The 19,150-nt window shown below is 57.5% G+C and carries 17 protein-coding genes and 1 tRNA gene; 6 read left to right on the top strand and 12 right to left on the bottom strand.

Annotation, left to right across the window (positions count from 1 at the left end; translation table 11 throughout):
• Nucleotides 1-12 precede the first annotated feature (12 nt).
• Together NL116_RS09545 and NL116_RS09540 are read left to right on the top strand one after the other, a co-directional pair.
• Nucleotides 13-4,869, top strand: a complete 4,857-nt coding sequence (locus NL116_RS09545; protein WP_494376950.1) for an RHS repeat-associated core domain-containing protein — start codon at nucleotides 13-15, stop codon at nucleotides 4,867-4,869.
• Nucleotides 4,866-5,285 (top strand): hypothetical protein, encoded by a 420-nt coding sequence (locus NL116_RS09540; RefSeq protein WP_494376949.1) that lies wholly within the window; start codon nucleotides 4,866-4,868, stop codon nucleotides 5,283-5,285. Before NL116_RS09545 ends, NL116_RS09540 begins: the two co-directional genes overlap by 4 nt.
• Nucleotides 5,286-5,739: 454 nt before the next feature.
• Here the strand turns inward: NL116_RS09540 and NL116_RS09535 are convergent, their stop codons facing one another.
• The 7 genes from NL116_RS09535 to NL116_RS09505 all read right to left on the bottom strand — a co-directional run bounded on the left by NL116_RS09535 (nucleotide 5,740) and on the right by NL116_RS09505 (nucleotide 8,614).
• Nucleotides 5,740-5,952, bottom strand: a complete 213-nt coding sequence (locus NL116_RS09535) for a hypothetical protein (protein ID WP_494376948.1) — start codon at nucleotides 5,950-5,952, stop codon at nucleotides 5,740-5,742.
• Nucleotides 5,953-6,050: 98 nt separating this feature from the next.
• Entirely contained in the window at nucleotides 6,051-6,233 is a 183-nt protein-coding gene (locus tag NL116_RS09530) for a hypothetical protein (RefSeq protein WP_494376947.1), read from the bottom strand.
• 122 nt (nucleotides 6,234-6,355) lie between these two features.
• Nucleotides 6,356-6,790 carry a hypothetical protein gene (locus NL116_RS09525; protein WP_494376946.1) on the bottom strand — a complete coding sequence of 145 codons (435 nt, stop codon included), beginning with the start codon at nucleotides 6,788-6,790 and terminating at the stop codon, nucleotides 6,356-6,358.
• A 153-nt stretch (nucleotides 6,791-6,943) separates the two neighbouring features.
• A complete protein-coding gene (locus tag NL116_RS09520; RefSeq protein WP_494376945.1) occupies nucleotides 6,944-7,315 on the bottom strand; it encodes a bacteriocin in 372 nt (123 codons plus the stop codon).
• 329 nt (nucleotides 7,316-7,644) lie between these two features.
• Nucleotides 7,645-7,833 (bottom strand): hypothetical protein, encoded by a 189-nt coding sequence (locus tag NL116_RS09515; RefSeq protein WP_494376944.1) that lies wholly within the window; start codon nucleotides 7,831-7,833, stop codon nucleotides 7,645-7,647.
• A 176-nt stretch (nucleotides 7,834-8,009) separates the two neighbouring features.
• Entirely contained in the window at nucleotides 8,010-8,330 is a 321-nt protein-coding gene (locus tag NL116_RS09510; RefSeq protein ID WP_494376943.1) for a YbjQ family protein, read from the bottom strand.
• Nucleotides 8,331-8,524: 194 nt separating this feature from the next.
• Nucleotides 8,525-8,614, bottom strand: a tRNA-Ser gene (locus NL116_RS09505).
• A gap of 307 nt (nucleotides 8,615-8,921) precedes the next feature.
• Here NL116_RS09505 and NL116_RS09500 point away from each other — a divergent pair.
• The 3 genes from NL116_RS09500 (at nucleotide 8,922) to NL116_RS09490 (ending at nucleotide 11,664) form a co-directional block, all read left to right on the top strand.
• On the top strand, nucleotides 8,922-9,611 hold the full coding sequence (locus NL116_RS09500) for a crotonase/enoyl-CoA hydratase family protein (protein WP_494376942.1): 690 nt from the start codon (nucleotides 8,922-8,924) through the stop codon (nucleotides 9,609-9,611).
• 211 nt (nucleotides 9,612-9,822) lie between these two features.
• Nucleotides 9,823-10,545, top strand: coding sequence for a 1-acylglycerol-3-phosphate O-acyltransferase (locus NL116_RS09495; protein ID WP_494376941.1), 723 nt, complete (start codon nucleotides 9,823-9,825; stop codon nucleotides 10,543-10,545).
• A 147-nt stretch (nucleotides 10,546-10,692) separates the two neighbouring features.
• Nucleotides 10,693-11,664: a magnesium and cobalt transport protein CorA gene (locus NL116_RS09490; protein WP_494376940.1), complete on the top strand. Its 972-nt coding sequence runs from the start codon at nucleotides 10,693-10,695 to the stop codon at nucleotides 11,662-11,664.
• 51 nt (nucleotides 11,665-11,715) lie between these two features.
• On the opposite strand, the gene NL116_RS09485 is transcribed toward NL116_RS09490, so the two are convergent.
• The 3 genes from NL116_RS09485 to NL116_RS09475 form a co-directional block, all read right to left on the bottom strand.
• Nucleotides 11,716-12,438, bottom strand: coding sequence for an amidotransferase (locus tag NL116_RS09485; protein WP_494376939.1), 723 nt, complete (start codon nucleotides 12,436-12,438; stop codon nucleotides 11,716-11,718).
• 96 nt (nucleotides 12,439-12,534) lie between these two features.
• Entirely contained in the window at nucleotides 12,535-14,679 is a 2,145-nt protein-coding gene (locus tag NL116_RS09480; protein ID WP_494376938.1) for a 3-hydroxyacyl-CoA dehydrogenase NAD-binding domain-containing protein, read from the bottom strand.
• 26 nt (nucleotides 14,680-14,705) lie between these two features.
• Nucleotides 14,706-15,911, bottom strand: coding sequence for an acetyl-CoA C-acetyltransferase (locus tag NL116_RS09475; RefSeq protein ID WP_494376937.1), 1,206 nt, complete (start codon nucleotides 15,909-15,911; stop codon nucleotides 14,706-14,708).
• 591 nt (nucleotides 15,912-16,502) lie between these two features.
• On the opposite strand from NL116_RS09475, the gene NL116_RS09470 reads away from it, so the two are divergent.
• Nucleotides 16,503-17,324, top strand: a complete 822-nt coding sequence (locus NL116_RS09470) for a c-type cytochrome (RefSeq protein ID WP_494378027.1) — start codon at nucleotides 16,503-16,505, stop codon at nucleotides 17,322-17,324.
• A gap of 59 nt (nucleotides 17,325-17,383) precedes the next feature.
• Here NL116_RS09470 and NL116_RS09465 read toward each other — a convergent pair whose 3' ends face one another.
• Complete coding sequence (locus NL116_RS09465) at nucleotides 17,384-18,193, bottom strand: transglutaminase family protein (RefSeq protein ID WP_494376936.1); 810 nt, start codon at nucleotides 18,191-18,193, stop codon at nucleotides 17,384-17,386.
• Complete coding sequence (locus tag NL116_RS09460; RefSeq protein ID WP_494376935.1) at nucleotides 18,190-19,140, bottom strand: alpha-E domain-containing protein; 951 nt, start codon at nucleotides 19,138-19,140, stop codon at nucleotides 18,190-18,192. The genes NL116_RS09465 and NL116_RS09460 overlap by 4 nt, the downstream gene beginning before the upstream one ends.
• Nucleotides 19,141-19,150 lie beyond the last annotated feature (10 nt).

Genomic DNA, 19,150 nt, shown 5'->3' with positions numbered 1-19,150 from the left:
GAGGGACTGCGAATGTTCGCACCTGAAAAGGTTCTGGCCTTGAACAACACCATCGGACTGCTGGTGGTCGCTGCCATGGATCCTGAGCAGCCGAATGTCGAAGGGTTGCTGGCTGACTTTCGACTGTGCCTCAACGACTACGACGCCTGGGCGGAGAGTTTCTGGACCGGCCAGACGCTGGAAATCGAGCAGGTGTTCAAGGTCGGCAACGAAGTCCGGCTGGACGCGCCAAAGCATTCCACTGCGCCTGTCAGCTCCACCGTCGGGGCGTGCCCGGCTAACGGCCCGTTGACGCTGGTGCACATGTTCGACGCGGCGCGATTCGTGCCGATTGGCAATACGCCGGTAACGCTCGAGCCGTTGAACGCTGACGGCACCTATGGCGAGCCGGTCAACCACACTATCGGCCCCAGCGGCATTCTCGAAATCCCCGACTGCGACCGCGGTCAACGTTACCGCATCACCTTCTTTCCGAATGTTTCCACTGACCATGTCAAAGCGCTGTACGCCTCCTATCAAGGCGTCATCGACGGCCTGGAAGACTGGCTGCGCAATGAGTGGACGACTGAATTCGAAGCTTCATGGGCCGAGTTCTCCGAGGCCGGATTCATCAAGCGCTACGGCCTGCTGAAACAGGCTGACTGGCGCGGTGTCGAGAACTCGCTCAATGGTGTGTGGGACGACGTGAAGCAGATTTACGAGCTGATCACCGACCTGCAGGCCAACAGCGAAAAGCTCCTTGAATACCTGACCGAGGTCGAGCTTGAAACGCTGCTGAACGCCTCGGCTGAATCGATTGCCAATCTGCTGCTGGTGTTGAGTGACGAGCCGTTGATGTTCATCCATCTGGCGGCGCTCACCAGTTGGTTGCGGATGATGCCACCGCAGCATATCGCCGAAGTTGTGGCGGAAATTCGTACAGGGATATTGATCGGACTCCTGTTGGCACGCTACACGGGGTCTGTAGGGGTGAGGGTCGGTATCAGTGCCAAGGTGCTGAGCACGATCAAATCGGAGCGAGCGAGAAAATGGCTGGCAGCCGCGAGTTTGCGACTGGCTACCCTATCCGATCTGACGCCCCATGCGGGTGTATTCAAGCCCCTCGCCGTCAACATTCGGAATGCGCCGCTGAACCCTGCGCCTGCGGTGCCGTTACAGATCAGCGCGGGCTCTGCCCCGGTTGTGTTGGTCAACAACCCGGTCGCCATCGCTCGCAACAAATCAGCAGCCAAGACTCGCCTGGGCCGGCACGAACAACGGGACGATGCCGCCGAGCAGGCGAAAAACCCAAACGGCGACAGCGCCGATTGCGCTCCACTGACCTGCACCAATGGCTGCCCGGTGTCGATGGTCACCGGCGAAGAACTGCTGACCCTGGACGATGGATCGCTTAACGGTTTGCTGCCGTTTGCGTTCACCCGGTTGTACCGAACCAGCGCTGTGGAAATCGATTGCGGACTGGGCTGGGGCTGGAGTCATTCGCTGGCGCACCGCTTGGAACTGGACGCAGAACAGGTCGTCTGGATCGACCACGAAAACCGTCGCACAACGTTTCCGCTGCCCAGTCTGGAACGCCCGGCTATTCACAACAGCCTGTCGCGGTCAGCTATCTACCTAGGCGATCAGCCAGAGGAACTGGTGCTCGCCCTCGCTGGCGAGACTGTGCGGTTCTATCACTTCCGCAATGGTCGACTGACTGCAATCAGCGACGCCTACAACAACCGGTTGCACATCACTCGTGATCGTCAAGATCGCATTCAGCGCCTCGACAACGGCGCCGGTCGTTCGCTGTTGTTGCGCTACGAGCGCCGGCACATTGTCGCCGTCGAGTATCAGTCATTTCATCCCACCGACACCGCGAATGACACCTGGCGTAACGAGCAAACGCTGATTGCCTACCGCTACGACGCCCGACAGCGACTGATCGAAGCGACCAATGCCGCCGGGGAAAGCGAACGGTACGACTACGACGACCAACACGTGATTCTCCAGCGGCAACTGGCCGGTGGCGCCAGTATCTATTGGGAGTGGGAGCGATCTGGCAAAGCGGCCCGATGCACAAGGCACTGGGCGACGTTCGCACAAATGGATACGCACTATGCCTGGGACAACAACGGCGCAGTACGGGTTAAAAACGTCGATGGCAGCGAGGAGGTTTACGTCCATGACGATACGGCGCGGTTGGTGCGCCGGGTCGCGCCGGATGGCGCCGAGCAGCTCAAGACTTATGATCAAAAAGGTCAGCTGATTGCCGAACAGGGGCCGCTGGGGGCGATTACTCAATATCGCTATGACGATCTCGGGCGGCTGGTTGCGCTGATTCCACCAGAAGATGAGCCGACGTCCTACGAATACCGCAACGGTTTCCTGCATGCGCGCTATCGCGGACAGGCGGTTTGGAAATACCAACGCAATGCTCAGGGCGATGTCATCGAGTCCATCGCCCCCGACGGCCAGATCACTCACTACCACTACGACACTCAAGGACAACTGGCATCGATTCGTTATCCGGACAACGGTCGTCATGTGTTCGTGCGGGACGCTATCGGGCAACTGATCGAGGAAACCCTGCCAGACGGCGGCCAGCGGCGATTTTCCTACGACGCTCTGGGACGGCAGATTTGCCGTCAGGATGAATATGGCGCTGTTACTTACTTCCAATGGGACGCCGTCGGCCGACTGATACAGACGACGCTTCCTACCGGCGCCAGCCGAGCCTTCAGCTACAACGCCTACGGCAAAATCACCGCCGAACGCGATGAACTGGGACGGATCACGCGCTTCGAGTACGACGATGACCTGCATCTGGTCAGCCGCCGGATCAACCCCGACGGCACCCAACTGCATTACCGCTATGACAACGCACGGCTACTGCTGACCGAAATCGAGAACGAATCCGGCGAACACTATCGACTGGACTACACGCCCAGCGGATTGATCCGACAGGAAGTCGGGTTTGACGGTCGACAAACGGCGTATGCCTACGACCTCAACGGCCACCTGCTGGAGCGAACCGAGTTCGGCGATGACGGCTCGCAACTGCTGACCCGTTACCAACGAGACTCTGCCGGTCGCCTGCTGATCAAAACCCTGCCCGATGGCAGCAATGTTGAATACCAGTACGACAGCCTCGGCCGCTTGGTCAGCGTCGATGACAACCACGATCACCCACTGGAATTCGAATACGACACTCAAAACCGGCTGATCACTGAACACCAAAGCTGGGCCACATTGCGCTATGGCTACGACGCTTGCGGCCGACTCAACCACCTGCGCCTGCCTGACAACAGCAAAATCGCTTACCACCGCGCCCAGGGTGGTGCGCTGACAGCCATCGACCTCAACGGCACCCGTCTCACAAATCACACCTATGAGTTCGGCCGCGAACTGCAGCGCCAGCAAGGCTTGTTACACAGTCAGTACGACCACGACGAACAAGGTCGCCTGACAGCCCACGCTGTAAACCAAAATCAGCAATCGCTTTATCGTCGCGACTTTGCCTACAGCGCCAACGGCAATCTCAACACCATCGCCGACACCCGCCACGGCCAACGCAACTACCAATACGATCCGCTCAATCGCCTGATCCGCGTCCGCCACTCCCGCGATCAACAGCCCGAAAGCTTCGCCCACGATCCCGCCGGCAACCTGCTGATGCAGGATCGCCCCGGCCCGGCCTCCGTCAAAGGCAATCGCCTGCTGATGCAAGGCGACCGCCACTTCGAGTACGACGCGTTCGGCAACCTGATCAACGAACGCCGGGGCACCGGGCAAAAACTCGTCACCGAATACCGCTACGACTGCCAACACCGATTAATCAGCGCCACGCTGCCCAACGGCACCCACGCAATCTACCGCTACGACGCCTTTGGCCGCCGCATAAGCAAAACCGTCGACGGCAAAACCACCGAGTTTTTCTGGCAAGGCGACCACCTTGTCGCCGAACACAGCCAGGACCACCACCGCAGTTACCTCTACGAACCCGGCACCTTCCGCCCACTCGCCATGCTCGACGGCAAAGGCCCGCGCCAAGCCTGCCCGTTCTACTACCAACTCGACCACCTAGGCACCCCGCAAGAACTTACCGACTACAGCGGCGACACCATTTGGGCCGCGCAATACACCGCCTACGGTCGCTTGACCCGACTGAACCGCGACACCCATCAGGTGCTGGATCAACCGTTGAGGTTTCAAGGGCAGTATTTCGACGCAGAGACGGGGCTGCATTACAACCGGCATCGTTATTACAACCCGGATGTGGGGCGTTATCTGACGCCCGATCCGAGTGGGTTGAAGGGTGGGTTGAACGGGTATCAGTACACGCGGAACCCGACAGGGTGGGTTGATCCGTTGGGGTTGAATGACTGTCCTGGGGTGGATGGGTGTAAGCGGCCGGCGTTTGGGGAGGAGGATCCGGCTAGCAAGATAACGATTAAAGATCGTGAACCCCAATTACCGAAACCCAAAAAAGAGGACGACTTCTTATATCGCGGAGACGAAAGGGAGCCTCACGATGTATTTGAAAATGGTTTTAAAAGCAAAGGAAAAAGCAACGACCTACTTCTACACTCATTGGACAGTCGGGATCCACCGAGCAATTTTATTAGCACATCCACTTCTAGGGAAGCCGGGAAATTTTTTGCCACTGAATACAACACAAAAACGGGCTATCTATACACACTCAACAAAATCCCCGGACACGATCTAAATATTGAATTAGGATCTTTGTACGAGTTTGGTAGAGAAAAAGAAATTGCCATTCCAAGCCGCATTGAAAAAGAGGATGTACTGGGAGCAACCCTAATTCTTGATAATGGCAAAGACTTTGGTTATTCCATACCTAACCCCAACAGGAGGATTAAAAAATGATCCGGACAGTAGAAATAACAATTGAAAACAATGGAATTAAAGAAACGGCTCGATTGACATGCGATAACAAAGGTGGAAACGGCGATGTAACCATTATGTTTACGATGCAAAACGGAGTATCTAAAACCTATTCTGACTCTGATTTTTATAGATGCTTCGCTCGCACTAGAGAAGACAACACTGAAATAAAATTCCTATGCAAAGGATCAAAAGTAAATGTTCATACGTCCAGCATGTCATCACAGATGTCCCTTGGGCTGAAAGCATATGAATTGACTTTAGGTAAAGCATCATCATTCGACGACGTGATTTACATATTCGATTACGACGAACACAATTTAACTAACGACTCAGCCAAACAGCGCGCCTTTTATAGAAAATGGATAGAGACTGAAAAAACCTACGATGAGGACTAGTCGTAACTAAATACCAAAAGCCCGGTACATTACCCGGGCTTTTTACCGCTTTAAGTACCGGTCTCTTTCTTTCTCCCATCAGCCTCTTCTCCAGAGCTGTCCGATCCACCTGCCCCACTCCCACCACTTACCGCCCCACTCCCATTCCCCGGACTAGTACTACTCCCATTAGCATCACCCCCATTCCCACCATTAATACTCCCCGGCGGCAACGCATTCCCATCCGCAGAATTCGCATCCATTTCAGTCGACGGAGGCATCCCCCCTTTATCCACAGGCGCATCGTTCCCATTGGATTGAGCAAACGCATTCAACGAGCCAAGACACAACAGCCCTGCAATGGTCAGGGCTGTTAATTCTGAACTGACCATGACGCATCTCCTTTAAAAAATGCACACTCCTGATCTGGCAGCGCTCTTTTTTCAAAGGTGCAACACAATCGACGAGCGGCTTTTCAGCTCGGCTCACCCGAGTAATCCTCACCGGCAATGTCCGGATCTTCAGGATCCGCCTCGACATCACCGCGCGTCACATCATCGGCGGGCACTTGTTCCACCGCCGTATCGTCATCCGGCGGACGCTGATCACGACTCAACGAATCAGTGGGCGAAGGCAGCGGATATTCAGGGGTGTCGTCAGTGTCGGTGTCTTTCGGACCTGCGTTCATAAGCACCTCTCAAAGGGCCTGAAAATCAGGCCCTGGTATTTCGAGGTGTGATGCCTAGTTGCGTTCGATCAGGGAGACGATCGGTCTTACAAGACACATCAACCTACGTCTTCATCCTCTTCTTCGTACTCAAGGTTTCCCACGTCACCCGCGTCATCAGAGTCGTTGAGGGGCACCGTGGCGTCGTCCATCAATGACCCCGGATCTTCATTGCCAGGGTCGTTGATGAACGGAAGCCCGTTCGGGCCTTTTTGTTCCTTACCTTCGGTTTCCGGCGTCATGGCATGCCTCGCGTAGTTGGGGGGTGTATGAAGTTCGAGACTGCCTGTAGCCAATCGTTCCGGATTGCGAATGACAGACGCAAAAAACCCGGCACCAGGCCGGGTTTCTATTCGAGAGCGTATTAGTGATTCTTGTTTTTGTGCTTATGTTTGTGACCGTTTCCGTGGCCGGAATGCGAGCCGCCATTGTTGCCGCCGTCGCCCAGGTTGTTCCCGACTGCACCACCCGCGGCACCACCAAGGCCCGCACCGATGGTCGAACCGGTAGAGCCGCCGAGGCTGTTGCCAACCACCGAGCCGCCTGCCGCACCTAATCCACCGCCAATGGCCGCTTCATTGCGATTGCCCTTGCTCGCACCGACTGCGCTACCTGCCGCACCACCAACGCCCGCACCAATGGCGGCGCCTGTGCTGCCGCCCAACTGTCCGCCGACGACGTTACCCAACGCACCGCCCAGACCACCACCCACTGCAGCGGTGCCGTCGCTGGCCGCCATTGCACCTTGAGCCGCCAACAGTCCAACCACAAACGCAGACAGCACCAAAAGTCGAGCCATGATGTTTCTACAGTTTTTGCCGTTGTTAACCGGAGTCATGGAACGCCTCTTGTTCTTCGGGGGTATACGACCTTTGAGGTGTGGGTCAAAGAATCGTTCATTAACTAAAAAGCCCGGAGTTTACCCGGGCTCTTCGATGCAGATTGATCAGGGTCAGTGACGCTTGTGACCGTTGGCCAGGTTGCTGCCAACGCCGCCGCCCAAAGCACCACCCAAACCAGCGCCGATGGTAGAACCGTTCTTGCCGCCCAGGCTGTTGCCAATCACCGAACCACCGGCCGCGCCAACGCCACCACCAATGGCAGCGGAAGTACGGTGGCCTTTGCGTGCGGCAACAGCACTGCCGGCTGCGCCCGCTACGCCCGCACCAATCGCTGCACCGGTGCTGCCGCCCATGCTCTGGCCGACCACATTACCCAGCGCGCCGCCCAGACCGCCGCCGATTGCCGCGGTGCCATCACTGGCAGCCATCGCACCTTCAGCAACCAAAAGCCCAAGAACCAGCGCAGGCAGTGTTAAACGCATGACGAAAACCTCAAAAATAGGGGATAAACGAAAGGCGGGAATTGAATGCTTTAACGCGGTAAACGTCCACACAAAATCCTCCGCACTTCGCAATTAGCGACGGTTGGACAACTTTTATGGAAAAGGTTTTATCACAGGCAAAAAAAAGCCCGCTGGGGAACGGGCCAGGTACTGCTTTCTAACGGATGGTTTGAGCCTACGGGCGACGGTGTGAAAAGTTTGTGAAAAATAAACAGCCATCACCACCGAGCGGCTGTGGACCGTTTTAAACCGATAACCGGTACCAAAATGAAAACCCCGCTCAATGGCGGGGTTGGACCGGGGAACGGTTATTTCCTGGAAGGCGCCGCCACTCTCGGCAGAAATTTCGCCTTCGGTCCTCTGGGCACTGTTGATTTCACTTTGTTGATCTGGACCGGGTCTTCCCCGAAGCCCGCCACATACTCTGTCTGGCCGCATTTAACGCAATTGTTGATTGGAAATTCAGCCCCGTCGTCTTCGATATACGGATCAGCCATACCTTTTCCCCTCTCAAAAAGAGTCGACACCGGCAAAGCCTTTTGCCTGAAAAATATCGACCACCAATGCGTTTGAGACTAGCCGGTCATTACCGGACTTGTAATTCAGATTTTTGCATGCCCGACGAATGGCCCGCGTTGGGCCGGAAAAAAACTGCGCGATTAAACAGGTCGGCTCAGTTCAGCTTGACCGCCGTCCCCGTCACAAATACCACCACCATCCCGCCTTTCCCTGCCGGCATGCTGATCTCAAAATCCAGCCCCACCACTGCGTCTGCCTGAAGTGCCCGCGCCCGCTCCTTGAGCTCGTCCGTCGCCTGAATCCGCGCTTCCTTCAACGCCCGCTCCAACGTCTGAGAACGACCCCCGAAAAAATCCCGCATTCCGGCGAAGATGTCGCGGATAACGTTAACGCCCTGCACTGATTCAGCGCTGACGATGTCCAGGTAAGCAGTAATCTGGCGGCCTTCGATGGCGTGGGTCGTGGTGGTGATCATGGGTATTCCTTTCCAAGAGAGGCTCAAGAAGACGCTAAAACCTTATAACGCACCATCCGGTACGACTTCCTACAGGTAAGAGACTCGTCCTACATAAACTTCAAAAATGAGAGTGCCACTTATAAAATCCAGCACCCAGAAACCACAAAACCCCTGATTTCTCTCGAAATCAGGGGTTCTGGTTACATCGAATTTGGCGGTGAAGGAGAGATTCGAACTCTCGATACAATTTCTTGTATACACACTTTCCAGGCGTGCTCCTTAAGCCACTCGGACACTTCACCGTATCTCGTCAAACAAGTTCTGTCTGTCGAGGCGCGCTAATGTAGTCGAAAGCTTTTCCGATGGCAAACTTTTTTTGCAGAATTTTCATGCGCTTAGCGTTTCAGTTGTTCCACCGGGTTGGGGGCATGGCAAACCCGCCAATCTCCGGCTTCGCGCCGGCTTCTATATAGAAGGGAATGCGCCGCGGATGTGGCGGGATACACGTGTCCGGCGGGGAAAGGGTGACTGGCGGGTCAGTCACGGCGCTTTACCTGGCCTGTCGTGGTGGGTAACGTCTGCCCCAACTTTCATACAAGGAATAGCGTCATGAGTGAGTTGATTTCCTACCATCTCGAAGACGGTATCGCGACCCTTACCTTGAGCAATGGCAAGGTCAATGCCATCTCGCCCGACGTGATTGCCGCATTTAACGCTGCGCTGGATCAGGCGGTGACTGATCGCGCGGTGGTGATCATTACCGGTACGCCGGGGATTCTGTCGGGTGGTTACGACTTGAAGGTGATGACGTCCGGCCCGAAAGAAGCTGTGGCGTTGGTTACTGCCGGTTCGACGCTGGCCCGTCGCCTGCTGTCGCACCCGTTCCCGGTGATCGTGGCGTGCCCAGGGCATGCCGTGGCCAAGGGTGCGTTCCTGCTGTTGTCGGCGGATTACCGCATCGGGGTTGATGGCCCGTTCAGCATTGGTCTGAACGAAGTGCAGATTGGCATGACCATGCACCACGCCGGCATCGAGATTGCCCGTGATCGTCTGCGCAAATCGGCGTTCCATCGTTCCGTGATCAATGGCGAGATGTTTAACCCGCAGAGCGCTGTGGATGCTGGTTTCCTTGATGCGGTGGTGTCGGCCGAAGAGCTGGAGGGCGCGGCACTGGCGGCAGCTCGTCAGCTGAAGAAGATCAACATGACCGCGCACAAGAACACCAAGTTGAAAGTACGCAAAGCGCTGCTGGAGACGCTGGACAACGCGATCATCCTCGATCAGGAACACTTGGGTTAACCCAAACTCGCCGCACCGAAAAGCCCGGCCGTCGTGTCGGGCTTTTTCTTACGCATTGCGTTTAAAGTCTGTAACCGCTCTAGAACGCGTCTGACCCACAAGTCGGAAACATGCGCACAAACATCGCCTATCTCCCTCCTCTGTAGCGGCAATTGCCGAAAACAGTGCACATCCGTACACTGCGCCACCTTTCGTCCCGGTGGGCCTGTAAATGCTGTTTGTGTTTCGTATGTTATTGATGGGCCTGCACTTTATTCTGGCCGGTGTGCTTGGGGTGATTCTGGGCCTGTGTCGCCCGTTCAACCCGGACAACAGCCGTTTGTGCGCGCGTCTGTATGCGTGGCCGGCGATGTGTATTTTGCGTTTACGGGTGAAGGCCGATGTCGGCCCCTTGATGGACAAGCCTGACAGCTGCGTGATCATCGCCAATCACCAATCCAACTACGACCTGTTTGTGTTTGGCAACGTGGTGCCACACCGTACCGTGTGCATCGGCAAAAAGAGCCTGAAGTGGGTGCCGTTGTTCGGGCAGTTGTTCTGGCTGGCCGGCAATGTATTGATCGACCGCGGCAATGCGCACAAGGCACGCCAGTCGATGTTGACCACCACCCACACCTTGCAGCATGAAGACACGTCCATTTGGGTATTCCCGGAGGGCACGCGCAACCTCGGCGAAGAGTTGCTGCCCTTCAAGAAAGGAGCATTCCAGATGGCGATTGCTGCCGGCGTGCCGATCGTACCGGTGTGTGTCAGCAGTTACGTCAAACACATGCGATTGAACCGCTGGCGCAGTGGGGAAATTCTGATTCGTTCGCTGCCGGCGATTCCGACAGCGGGTTTGAGCCTGGACGATATGCCCCTGCTGATGGCTCAGTGCCGCGAACAGATGCGCGAGTGCATCGCTTCGATGGATCGGCAACTGCAAGCCGCATAAAAAGAAACCCGCCTGGTGCGGGTTTTCTTTTGCCTGTGAACGTTCACCCTAGAACTCTGCAGCGTTCGCTCACTCTGAAGCATCAGACAAGGCTAAGCTAAAGATTGCCTGCCACTGCCACCTGCTAATAAGAAGTGAACCTGAATCATGGGTAGAGTTGTTGCTGCTGCGGTTTACAGCGCCGGTAAGAAAGTCACCAATATCACCCTCGACGAAGGCGCCGCCTGGGCCGCAAAACCTGGCCACTTTGTCTGGATCGGCCTCGAAGAGCCGGACGCCCAGGAACTGGCCAATCTGCAACGCCAGTTCAACCTGCACGAACTGGCCATCGAAGATGCCCTGGAGAAGCACAGCCGACCGAAGCTCGAAACGTTTGGCGACGCACTGTTTATCGTCACGTATTCGCCGATTCGTAACGACGGCAAACTGCAGTTCATCGAGACGCATATCTTCGCCGGTAACGGCTACATCATCACGGCACGCAATGGTCATTCGGCGTCCTATGCCTATGTCCGGCAACGCTGTGAGGCCCGCCCGCTGTTGCTTGAACACGGGGAGGACTTCGTTCTCTACGCCCTCCTCGACTTCGTGATCGAAAACTATCAGCCTGTGGGCGAAGCGATCCACGCCGAAATTGATGAGCTGGAGCGCAACGTGTTGTGCAGCGCCCTGAATGAACACGACATCCAGAAACTGCATGGCCTGCGCCGGGACGTATTGCGCTTGCGTCGTTATGCAGCGCCGATGGTCGAGATCGGTGAGGAACTGCAGAAACTGAGCTTCCCGTTTATCGACAAGAACATGCGCCCGTACTTCCGCGATGTGCAAATCCACGTGACGCGGCAGATGGAAGACCTGACAACGTTGGCCGACATTGCCAGCCAGACGATCGAAGTTGGGGTGTTGCTGGAGGCTTCACGCCAGAGCGTGGTGCAGCGCAAGTTTGCGGCGTGGGCAGCGATCTTGGCGTTTCCAACGGCGGTGGCCGGAATTTACGGGATGAACTTCCAGAACATGCCCGAGCTGGCGTGGCATTACGGGTACTTCGGGGTGTTGGGCTTTATCGCAGTGGGATGCACGGGTTTGTGGGCGAGTTTCAAGAAGTCGGGATGGTTGTAGCGGCTTGATTACCTGTGGCGAGGGTGTCCCTCACCGCAGATATTGTGATCGTCAGACTGTTTCTGGCTTGTGTGCGACAAACCGCATCATCCACTCCGCAACCGTGGCGCCATGATGCTCATGCTCAAGGCTGGCCACGCCTTTGGAGTAGATTTGCTCGCCCAACACTTGCTGACGAATTTCCAGCAGCGCTCGCGAATAATCGTGAATGAATTCCGGATGCCCCTGGAAGCACAGCACCTGATCGTTGATGTGATAAGCCGCAAACGGGCAGAAATCGCTGGAGGCGATGACCGTCGCGTTTTCGGGTAGTGAGGTCACCTGGTCCTGGTGGCTGATCAACAAGGTCAATTCTTCCCTGACCGGGTTCATCCATGGCGCCTTGGCCGCGAGTTTGTAACTGTGGGTGCCAACGCCCCAGCCTTGGGTGGCACGTTCGCTTTTGCCGCCCAGCAACAGCGCCAGCAATTGATGACCGAAACACACGCCCAACAGTTTGTCGCCGCGTTCGTAGCGGGTCAGCAGGTATTTCCTGAGCGTTTCGATCCACGGATCGGTGCCGAAGGAATCAGCCTTGCTGCCGGTGACCAGATAAGCGTCGAAGGTCTGATCGTCGCTTGGGTATTCGCCCTGCATCACGTTGTAAACCGTGAACTCGGCAGCGATAGGTTGCTGCGAAAACAGGTGTTTGAACATCTGCCCGTAGCCCTGATATTGGTCGACCAACTCTGGACGCAGAATGTCGGTTTCCAGAATGCAGATGCGTAACGACATAAAAAATACCTGACACGTGATGGGAATAATGCACACCCCCAGAGCCTGCCTTGAAACACCGTTCCAAGGCAAGCCCCGCGAGGCGTCACCGGTCCCTTAGAACGTCTCCCCTTTGGCGGCTTTTTCCAGCAACAAGGCCGGCGGATTGAAGCGCTCGCCATACTGCGCGGCCAGGTATTGGGCGCGGGCGACGAAGTCTTGCACGCCGTACTGATTAATGAATTGCAGCGCACCGCCGGTCCAGGCCGCGAAACCGATGCCGAAGATCGAACCGACGTTGGCGTCTGCCGTCGACGTCAGCACGCCCTCCTCCACACAGCGCACGGTTTCGATGGCTTGTACGAACAGCAGGCGATCACGCACATCCTTGGGCGAAATCTGCCCGTCAGGCTTCTCGAAACGGCTTTTGAGCTCTGCCCAAAGATGTTTCTGGCCAGCGGCCGGGTACTCATAGAAACCGCCGCCTGCCGCTTTACCGGGCCGTTTGTATTCGTTGAGCAGCAAGTCGATCACCGCAAAGGCCGGATGTTCTGTCAGCGGTTTCCCTTCAGCTTGCAGGTCTTTGGCCGTTTGCTGACGGATATGGCTCATGAGGCTGAGGGAAACTTCGTCAGAGATCGCCAGCGGGCCGATGGGCATGCCGGCCTTGCGCGCCTCGGTTTCGATCATCGCCGCGCTGACGCCTTCGCCGAGCATGGCGATGCCTTCGTTGGTGAAGGTGCCGAACACCCGCGAGGTGAAGAAACCGCGACTGTCATTGACCACGATCGGGGTTTTCTTGATTTGCAGGACGAAATCAAAGCCGCGAGCCAGGGTTTCGTCACTGGTATGGGCGCCTTTGATGATTTCCACCAGCGGCATTTTTTCCACAGGACTGAAGAAGTGCAGGCCGATGAACTTGCTCTGATCCGGCACCGCAGTAGCCAGGCCGCTGATTGGCAAGGTCGAGGTATTGGAGGCGATCACCGCATCCGGGCCAACGACTTTTTGTGCGGCTGACGAGACCTTGGCTTTGAGCTCACGGTCTTCGAACACCGCTTCGATGATCAGGTCGCAACCGGCCAGGTCCGCATCGTTTTCTGTGGTGTGGATCCGCGCCAGAATCGCCTCACGCTGCTCGGCAATCATCTGGCCGCGAGCGACTTTCTTGTCCAGCAATGCTGCCGAATGGGCCTTGCCCTTCTCCGCTGCCGCCAACGTGATGTCCTTGAGCACCACCTCGATGCCTGCCGATGCGCTGACAAACGCGATGCCCGCGCCCATCATCCCGGCACCGAGCACCCCGACTTTTTGCGTCACGTAAGGCGCAAAACCTTGCGGCCGCGAGCCGCCGGCATTGATCTCATTGAGCTGGAACCAGAAAGTACCAATCAGGTTTTTCGAGACTTGGCCGGTGGTCAACTCGGTGAAATAGCGGGTTTCGATCAGGTGCGCGGTGTCGAAATCCACTTGGGCGCCTTCAACTGCCGCGCAGAGAATTTTCTCCGGCGCGGGCATGCAGCCCTGGGTTTTACTGCGCAGGATGGAGGGCGCAATGGCGAGCATCTGCGCGACTTCCGGGCTGGACGGCGTGCCGCCGGGGATCTGATAACCCTTCACGTCCCACCGCTGTACCGCCATCGGATTGGCCAGAATCCAGGCCCGTGCCTTGCTCAATAGTTCGTCAGAGTCCTTCGCCAATTCGTCAATCAACCCGGTTTGCAACGCCTGTTGTGGCCGAACTTTTTTGCCTTCCAGCAGGTAGGGCAAGGCTTTCTCGATGCCCAGCATCCGCACCATGCGCACTACCCCGCCGCCACCCGGCAGCAAGCCAAGCGTGACTTCCGGCAGGCCGAGTTGCACGGATGGATTGTCCAGCGCTACGCGGTGATGGCAGGCCAGACAGATTTCCCAACCGCCGCCCAATGCGGCGCCGTTGATCGCGGCAACCACCGGTTTGCCGAGAGTTTCCAGGGTGCGCAATTGACCTTTGAGGGTCAGCACCCTGTCGTAGAACGCTTTGGCCTCGGGCTTGCCGACCTTGATCAGTTCATTGAGGTCGCCGCCGGCGAAGAACGTCTTCTTCGCGGAGGTGATGATGACCCCGGCGATGCTGTCTTTTTCAGCGACAAGGCGGGCGACGCAGGCTGCCATGGCTTCGCGGTAGACCGCGTTCATGGTATTGGCGCTCTGGCCCGGCATGTCGATGGTCAGGACCACGATCTGGTCCTGACCTTTTTCGTAACGGATGGCTTCAGTCATGAACATGTTTCCTTGGAAGTCGGGGCTCAGAGGCGTTCGATGATGGTGGCAATGCCCATGCCGCCACCGACGCACAATGTTGCGAGGCCATAGCGCAGGCGTCGGGTTTCCAGCTCATCGAGTAGCGTGCCGAGAATCGCGCACCCCGTCGCGCCCAGCGGATGGCCCATGGCAATGGAGCCGCCATTGACGTTGACCTTGTCCGGATCGATGGCCATGTCCTTGATGAATTTGAGCACCACCGAGGCAAACGCTTCGTTGACTTCGAACAGGTCGATGTCTTCCACCCGCAGGCCGGCCCTGGCCAGTGCTTTACGGGTGGCCGGCGCCGGGCCGGTGAGCATGATGGTCGGATCGGTGCTGGTGACCGCCGTGGCGACGACCCGCGCCCGAGGCTGCAAGCCCAGCGCCCGGCCCTTGGCTTCCGAACCGATCAGCATTAGCGCCGCACCGTCGACGATCCCGGAGCTGTTGCCCGGCGTGTGCACGTGATTGATCCGTTCGACATGGCTGTAGACGCGCAACGCCGTGGCATCGAAGCCCATTTGCCCCATCATCTCGAAACTCGGTTTGAGCTTGCCCAGGCCTTCGAGGGTGGAGTCGGCGCGAATGAACTCATCGTGATCGAGCAGGATGATGCCGTTCTGATCCTGCACCGGCACCAGCGACTTGTTGAACGAGCCGTTCGCCCGTGCCCGCGCCGCTTTTTGTTGCGAGTGAAGCGCGTAGGCATCGACGTCCTGGCGGCTGAACCCTTCGAGGGTGGCAATCAGGTCGGCGCCCACACCTTGTGGAGTGAAATGGCTGTGCAGGTTGGTTTCAGGGTCCAGCGCCCAGGCCCCACCGTCACTGCCCATCGGCACGCGGGACATCGACTCGACACCGCCGACCACCACCAAGTCTTCGAAACCGGAGCGCACCTTCATCGCGCCGAGGTTCACCGCTTCAAGCCCCGAAGCGCAGAAGCGGTTGATCTGCACGCCCGAGACGCTCACATCCCAATCCGCTACCAGGGTCGCGGTTTTGGCGATATCGGAGCCTTGATCGCCAATCGGCGTCACGCAGCCAAGCACCACATCATCAACCTGGCTGGTATCGAGCGACGTGCGCTGTTGCAGCGCGGTGAGCAAGCCGGCCACCAGATTAATCGGTTTGACGCTGTGCAAGGCGCCATCGGCCTTGCCTTTGCCACGGGGCGTGCGTAACGCGTCGAAAATCAAAGCTTGGGTCATGACGTCCTCGAACCTGGGCGGTGAGTAAATACTGAGTACTCACTCTTATGCCGGGCCGCCACGGATTCAATGACCGCAGCGCTCACGGACGTTGACTGACACGCTCAGACGGACGGTAGTGAGCTAGGGGATTAACCGATTCAGGACACGGAGCTGTCTAGCAGAAGGGCGTCCAAGAAGCTGGCAATAGGCCTCATGCCTTTTTGATAGCTTTTATAGACAATCCCATACGAAATGGATCTAAACCACGCGTGACGCGGGCTCTAAGGTGAAGTGTACGAAGTTGTCGTCGGGTTTTGCCGAGGCGCTCGTCCTACAGGAAGTGCACCGCTCTGTCGTCATGGAGATATGCAGGCAGGCATCAGGAAATAACAAAAAAGGCGGTCAAGCCATGTTCAAACATTCGAAAGTACGTCAAGCCGGGCTCATTCTTTTCGCCACCACGCTGTTGTTGATTTTGCCGAATCTGACCAAGGTGATTGGCTAGTCGGTTAAAAACGATGTCAGGTATTTATGTCGTCATTCTAAAAATGTGACTGGCCCGCTACTCGGGCCAACGTGGCTGTGCCAACCTATGGGCACTTTCACGACATGGACGGCGATCTAATGAAAACACTCATTCTGTTCGGGGCCTTGCTGCTCAGCACACCTCTGTTTGCCGCACAGTTGGTCCTCGAGCTGGGCGCGACCAGTCGCACCTGGCAGACCGAAGAACTGCTCAAGCACCCGCAAATCCAGACCCTCCCTATTGCCGACGACGTTTCCTACAAACGGGACATGAGCTATCAGGCGGTGCCGCTGGCGGCGCTGTTGACCGGCATCAAGCCCGATGACCATTTGCAAGCCGTGGCGCTGGATGGATTTGCCGCCGAGTTGGCCGCAGCTCCTTTGCTCAGCACCCAAGGCGCGCGAGCGTGGCTGGCGATTGAGGACCCGGCGAAACCGTGGCCGCCGTTGTCGGAAGGCAATGAGAGTGCCGGACCGTTTTATCTGGTCTGGACGGATCCGCAAGCCGGCAATATCAGCCCGGAGCAATGGCCGTTCCACGTGTCCAGCATCAAGCGCCTGGCGCCGGTGGCTGCACGCTTCCCAACCCTGCTGCCTGATCCGGCACTGAAGGCGGACGATCCGGTGAATCTGGGTTTTGCGCTGTTTCAGAAGAACTGCCTGGCGTGCCATCGATTGAACGGTGCCGGGGATGCGCAGTTCGGGCCGGATCTGAATATTCCGTTTAGCCCGACCGAGTATTTCGGGGCGGAGTTCTTGAAGCGCTATATCCGTGATCCACAGAGCTTGCGCCAGTGGCCGCAGGCGAAGATGCCGGGGTTTACGGCGCAGGTGTTGCCTGATGCGGATCTGGACATGTTGGTGGGGTATTTGAAACACATGAGCGGACGCAAAATTAAGCCCTGACACAGAATCCCTGTGGGAGCGAGCCTGCTCGCTCCCACAGGGGGTTGTAGTGATGCGGATTATTGCTGTTGAACGGAGATAACCGGCATCGGCGTCGGCGACACAGACACCTTTGCATGCATCTGCTCACACCCGCCGCCCCGGCGCATTCCGCGTACCGGGCAGGCATCCAGATAATCCAGGCCCACCGCCAGTTTCAAGTGCCGCTCAGGCCGGGCCAGTTCGTTGGTCACGTCAAAGCTGTACCAGGCGTCATCGAGCCAGGCTTCCGCCCAAGCGTGACTGGCCAGGTGTTCGCTGTTCTCGCTGTACAAATAACCCGACACATAACGCGACGGAATGCCCAGGCTACGCGCGCAGGCGAGAAACGCATGGGTATGGTCCTGACAGACGCCAGAACGGCCGGCAAAGGCTTGGGCAGCGCTGGTGTCGACTTCTGTTGAACCCGGCGTGTAGGTCATGTGCTGGTTCAGGCCATGCATCAAGTCGATCAGCGCGGTGCGATCCCGGCGTGTCTTGCATTCCTTTTGCGCGAACGCTCGCAAGGCTTCGTCGGCTTCGGTCAGCCGGGTGAAACGCAGGAACGGCAGCGCCGACTGACTCTCATGCTCGGCCTCGCGAAGCTCATCGATATCCACCTGACCACGGGCGCCGATGATGATCGCCTCGTGCGGCTCGTCCATGGTCAACACGTGCAGGATATTGCCGAACGGGTCGAGTTGCGCACGCACCGGCCGCGGCAGATCGAGTTGCCAGCTGAGCACGTGCTGGCGCTCGCTGTCGTGGGGTGTCAGTCGCAGGTACTGGATGCTCGCCCGCACCTGATCTTCATAGTGATAGGTGGTTTCGTGGCTAATGGACAGTCTCATGCAGCCTCCAGGTAGGAACTGTGAATGGCGTTGCCCAACTGGCGCACCAGCGGGATGAATTCGGTCAGCCAGGCGTGCAGGCCTTCGTCGAGAATTTCGTTGATTCCGGTGTAACGCAGGCGCGAATCCATTTCTGCCGCCAAGCGTTGCGCGGGGCGGCCGTTGGCGCCGGGTAAGCTGGCGAGGATCTGGTCGATTTCTTCGGTGCAGGCGCGCAAGGAGCGCGGTACATCGGCCCGCAGCAACAACAATTCGGCTACCTGACGGGCACCGGGCGCATCGCGGTAGATCTCGGTGTAGGCCTCGAACGAAGACAGGGCTCTCAGCAGCGCACTCCACTGGTAATACGCATGAGCCGTGCCGTCACTGACTGCTTCAGCCTGATCACCGGCCATTTCGTAGCGCGCATCGAGCAGACGCAGCGTGTTGTCGGCCCTTTCGATAAACGTCCCCAGACGAATGAAGCGGAATGCATCGTTACGCATGATCGTGCCGTAGGACGCTCCCCGGAACAGGTGGGAACGTTCCTTGATCCATTCACAAAAACGGCTCATGCCGTAGCGGCTCAAGCCCTGTTCGGCGATACCGCGAATTTCCAGCCAGGTGGCGTTGATGTTTTCCCACATGTCCGCTGTGATTCGCCCACGCACGGCATGAGCACTGGCCCGTGCCGAACCGAGACAGCTATAGATACTGGCCGGGTTGGCCGCATCGAGGGCAAAGAAATGCAGCAGCCGTTCAGCATGCAGCTCGCCGTGGCGCTCCAGGTAATCGTCCAGGGTGCCTGTGATCAGCAGCGGCATGGCGAGTTCGTGCAGCCCGTCGCCGCGACCATCCTGCGGCATCAACGACAGCGAATAACTGATGTCGAGCATCCGTGCGAGGTTTTCCGCCCGCTCCAGGTAACGCGACATCCAATACAAATCCGAGGCAGTTCTACTTAACATGGCAGGCTTC

This window comes from Pseudomonas sp. FBCC-B1667, from assembly GCF_059133255.1.
Note: the sequence above shows the minus strand (reverse complement) of the source record. Positions and strands in the feature narration are given on the sequence as shown.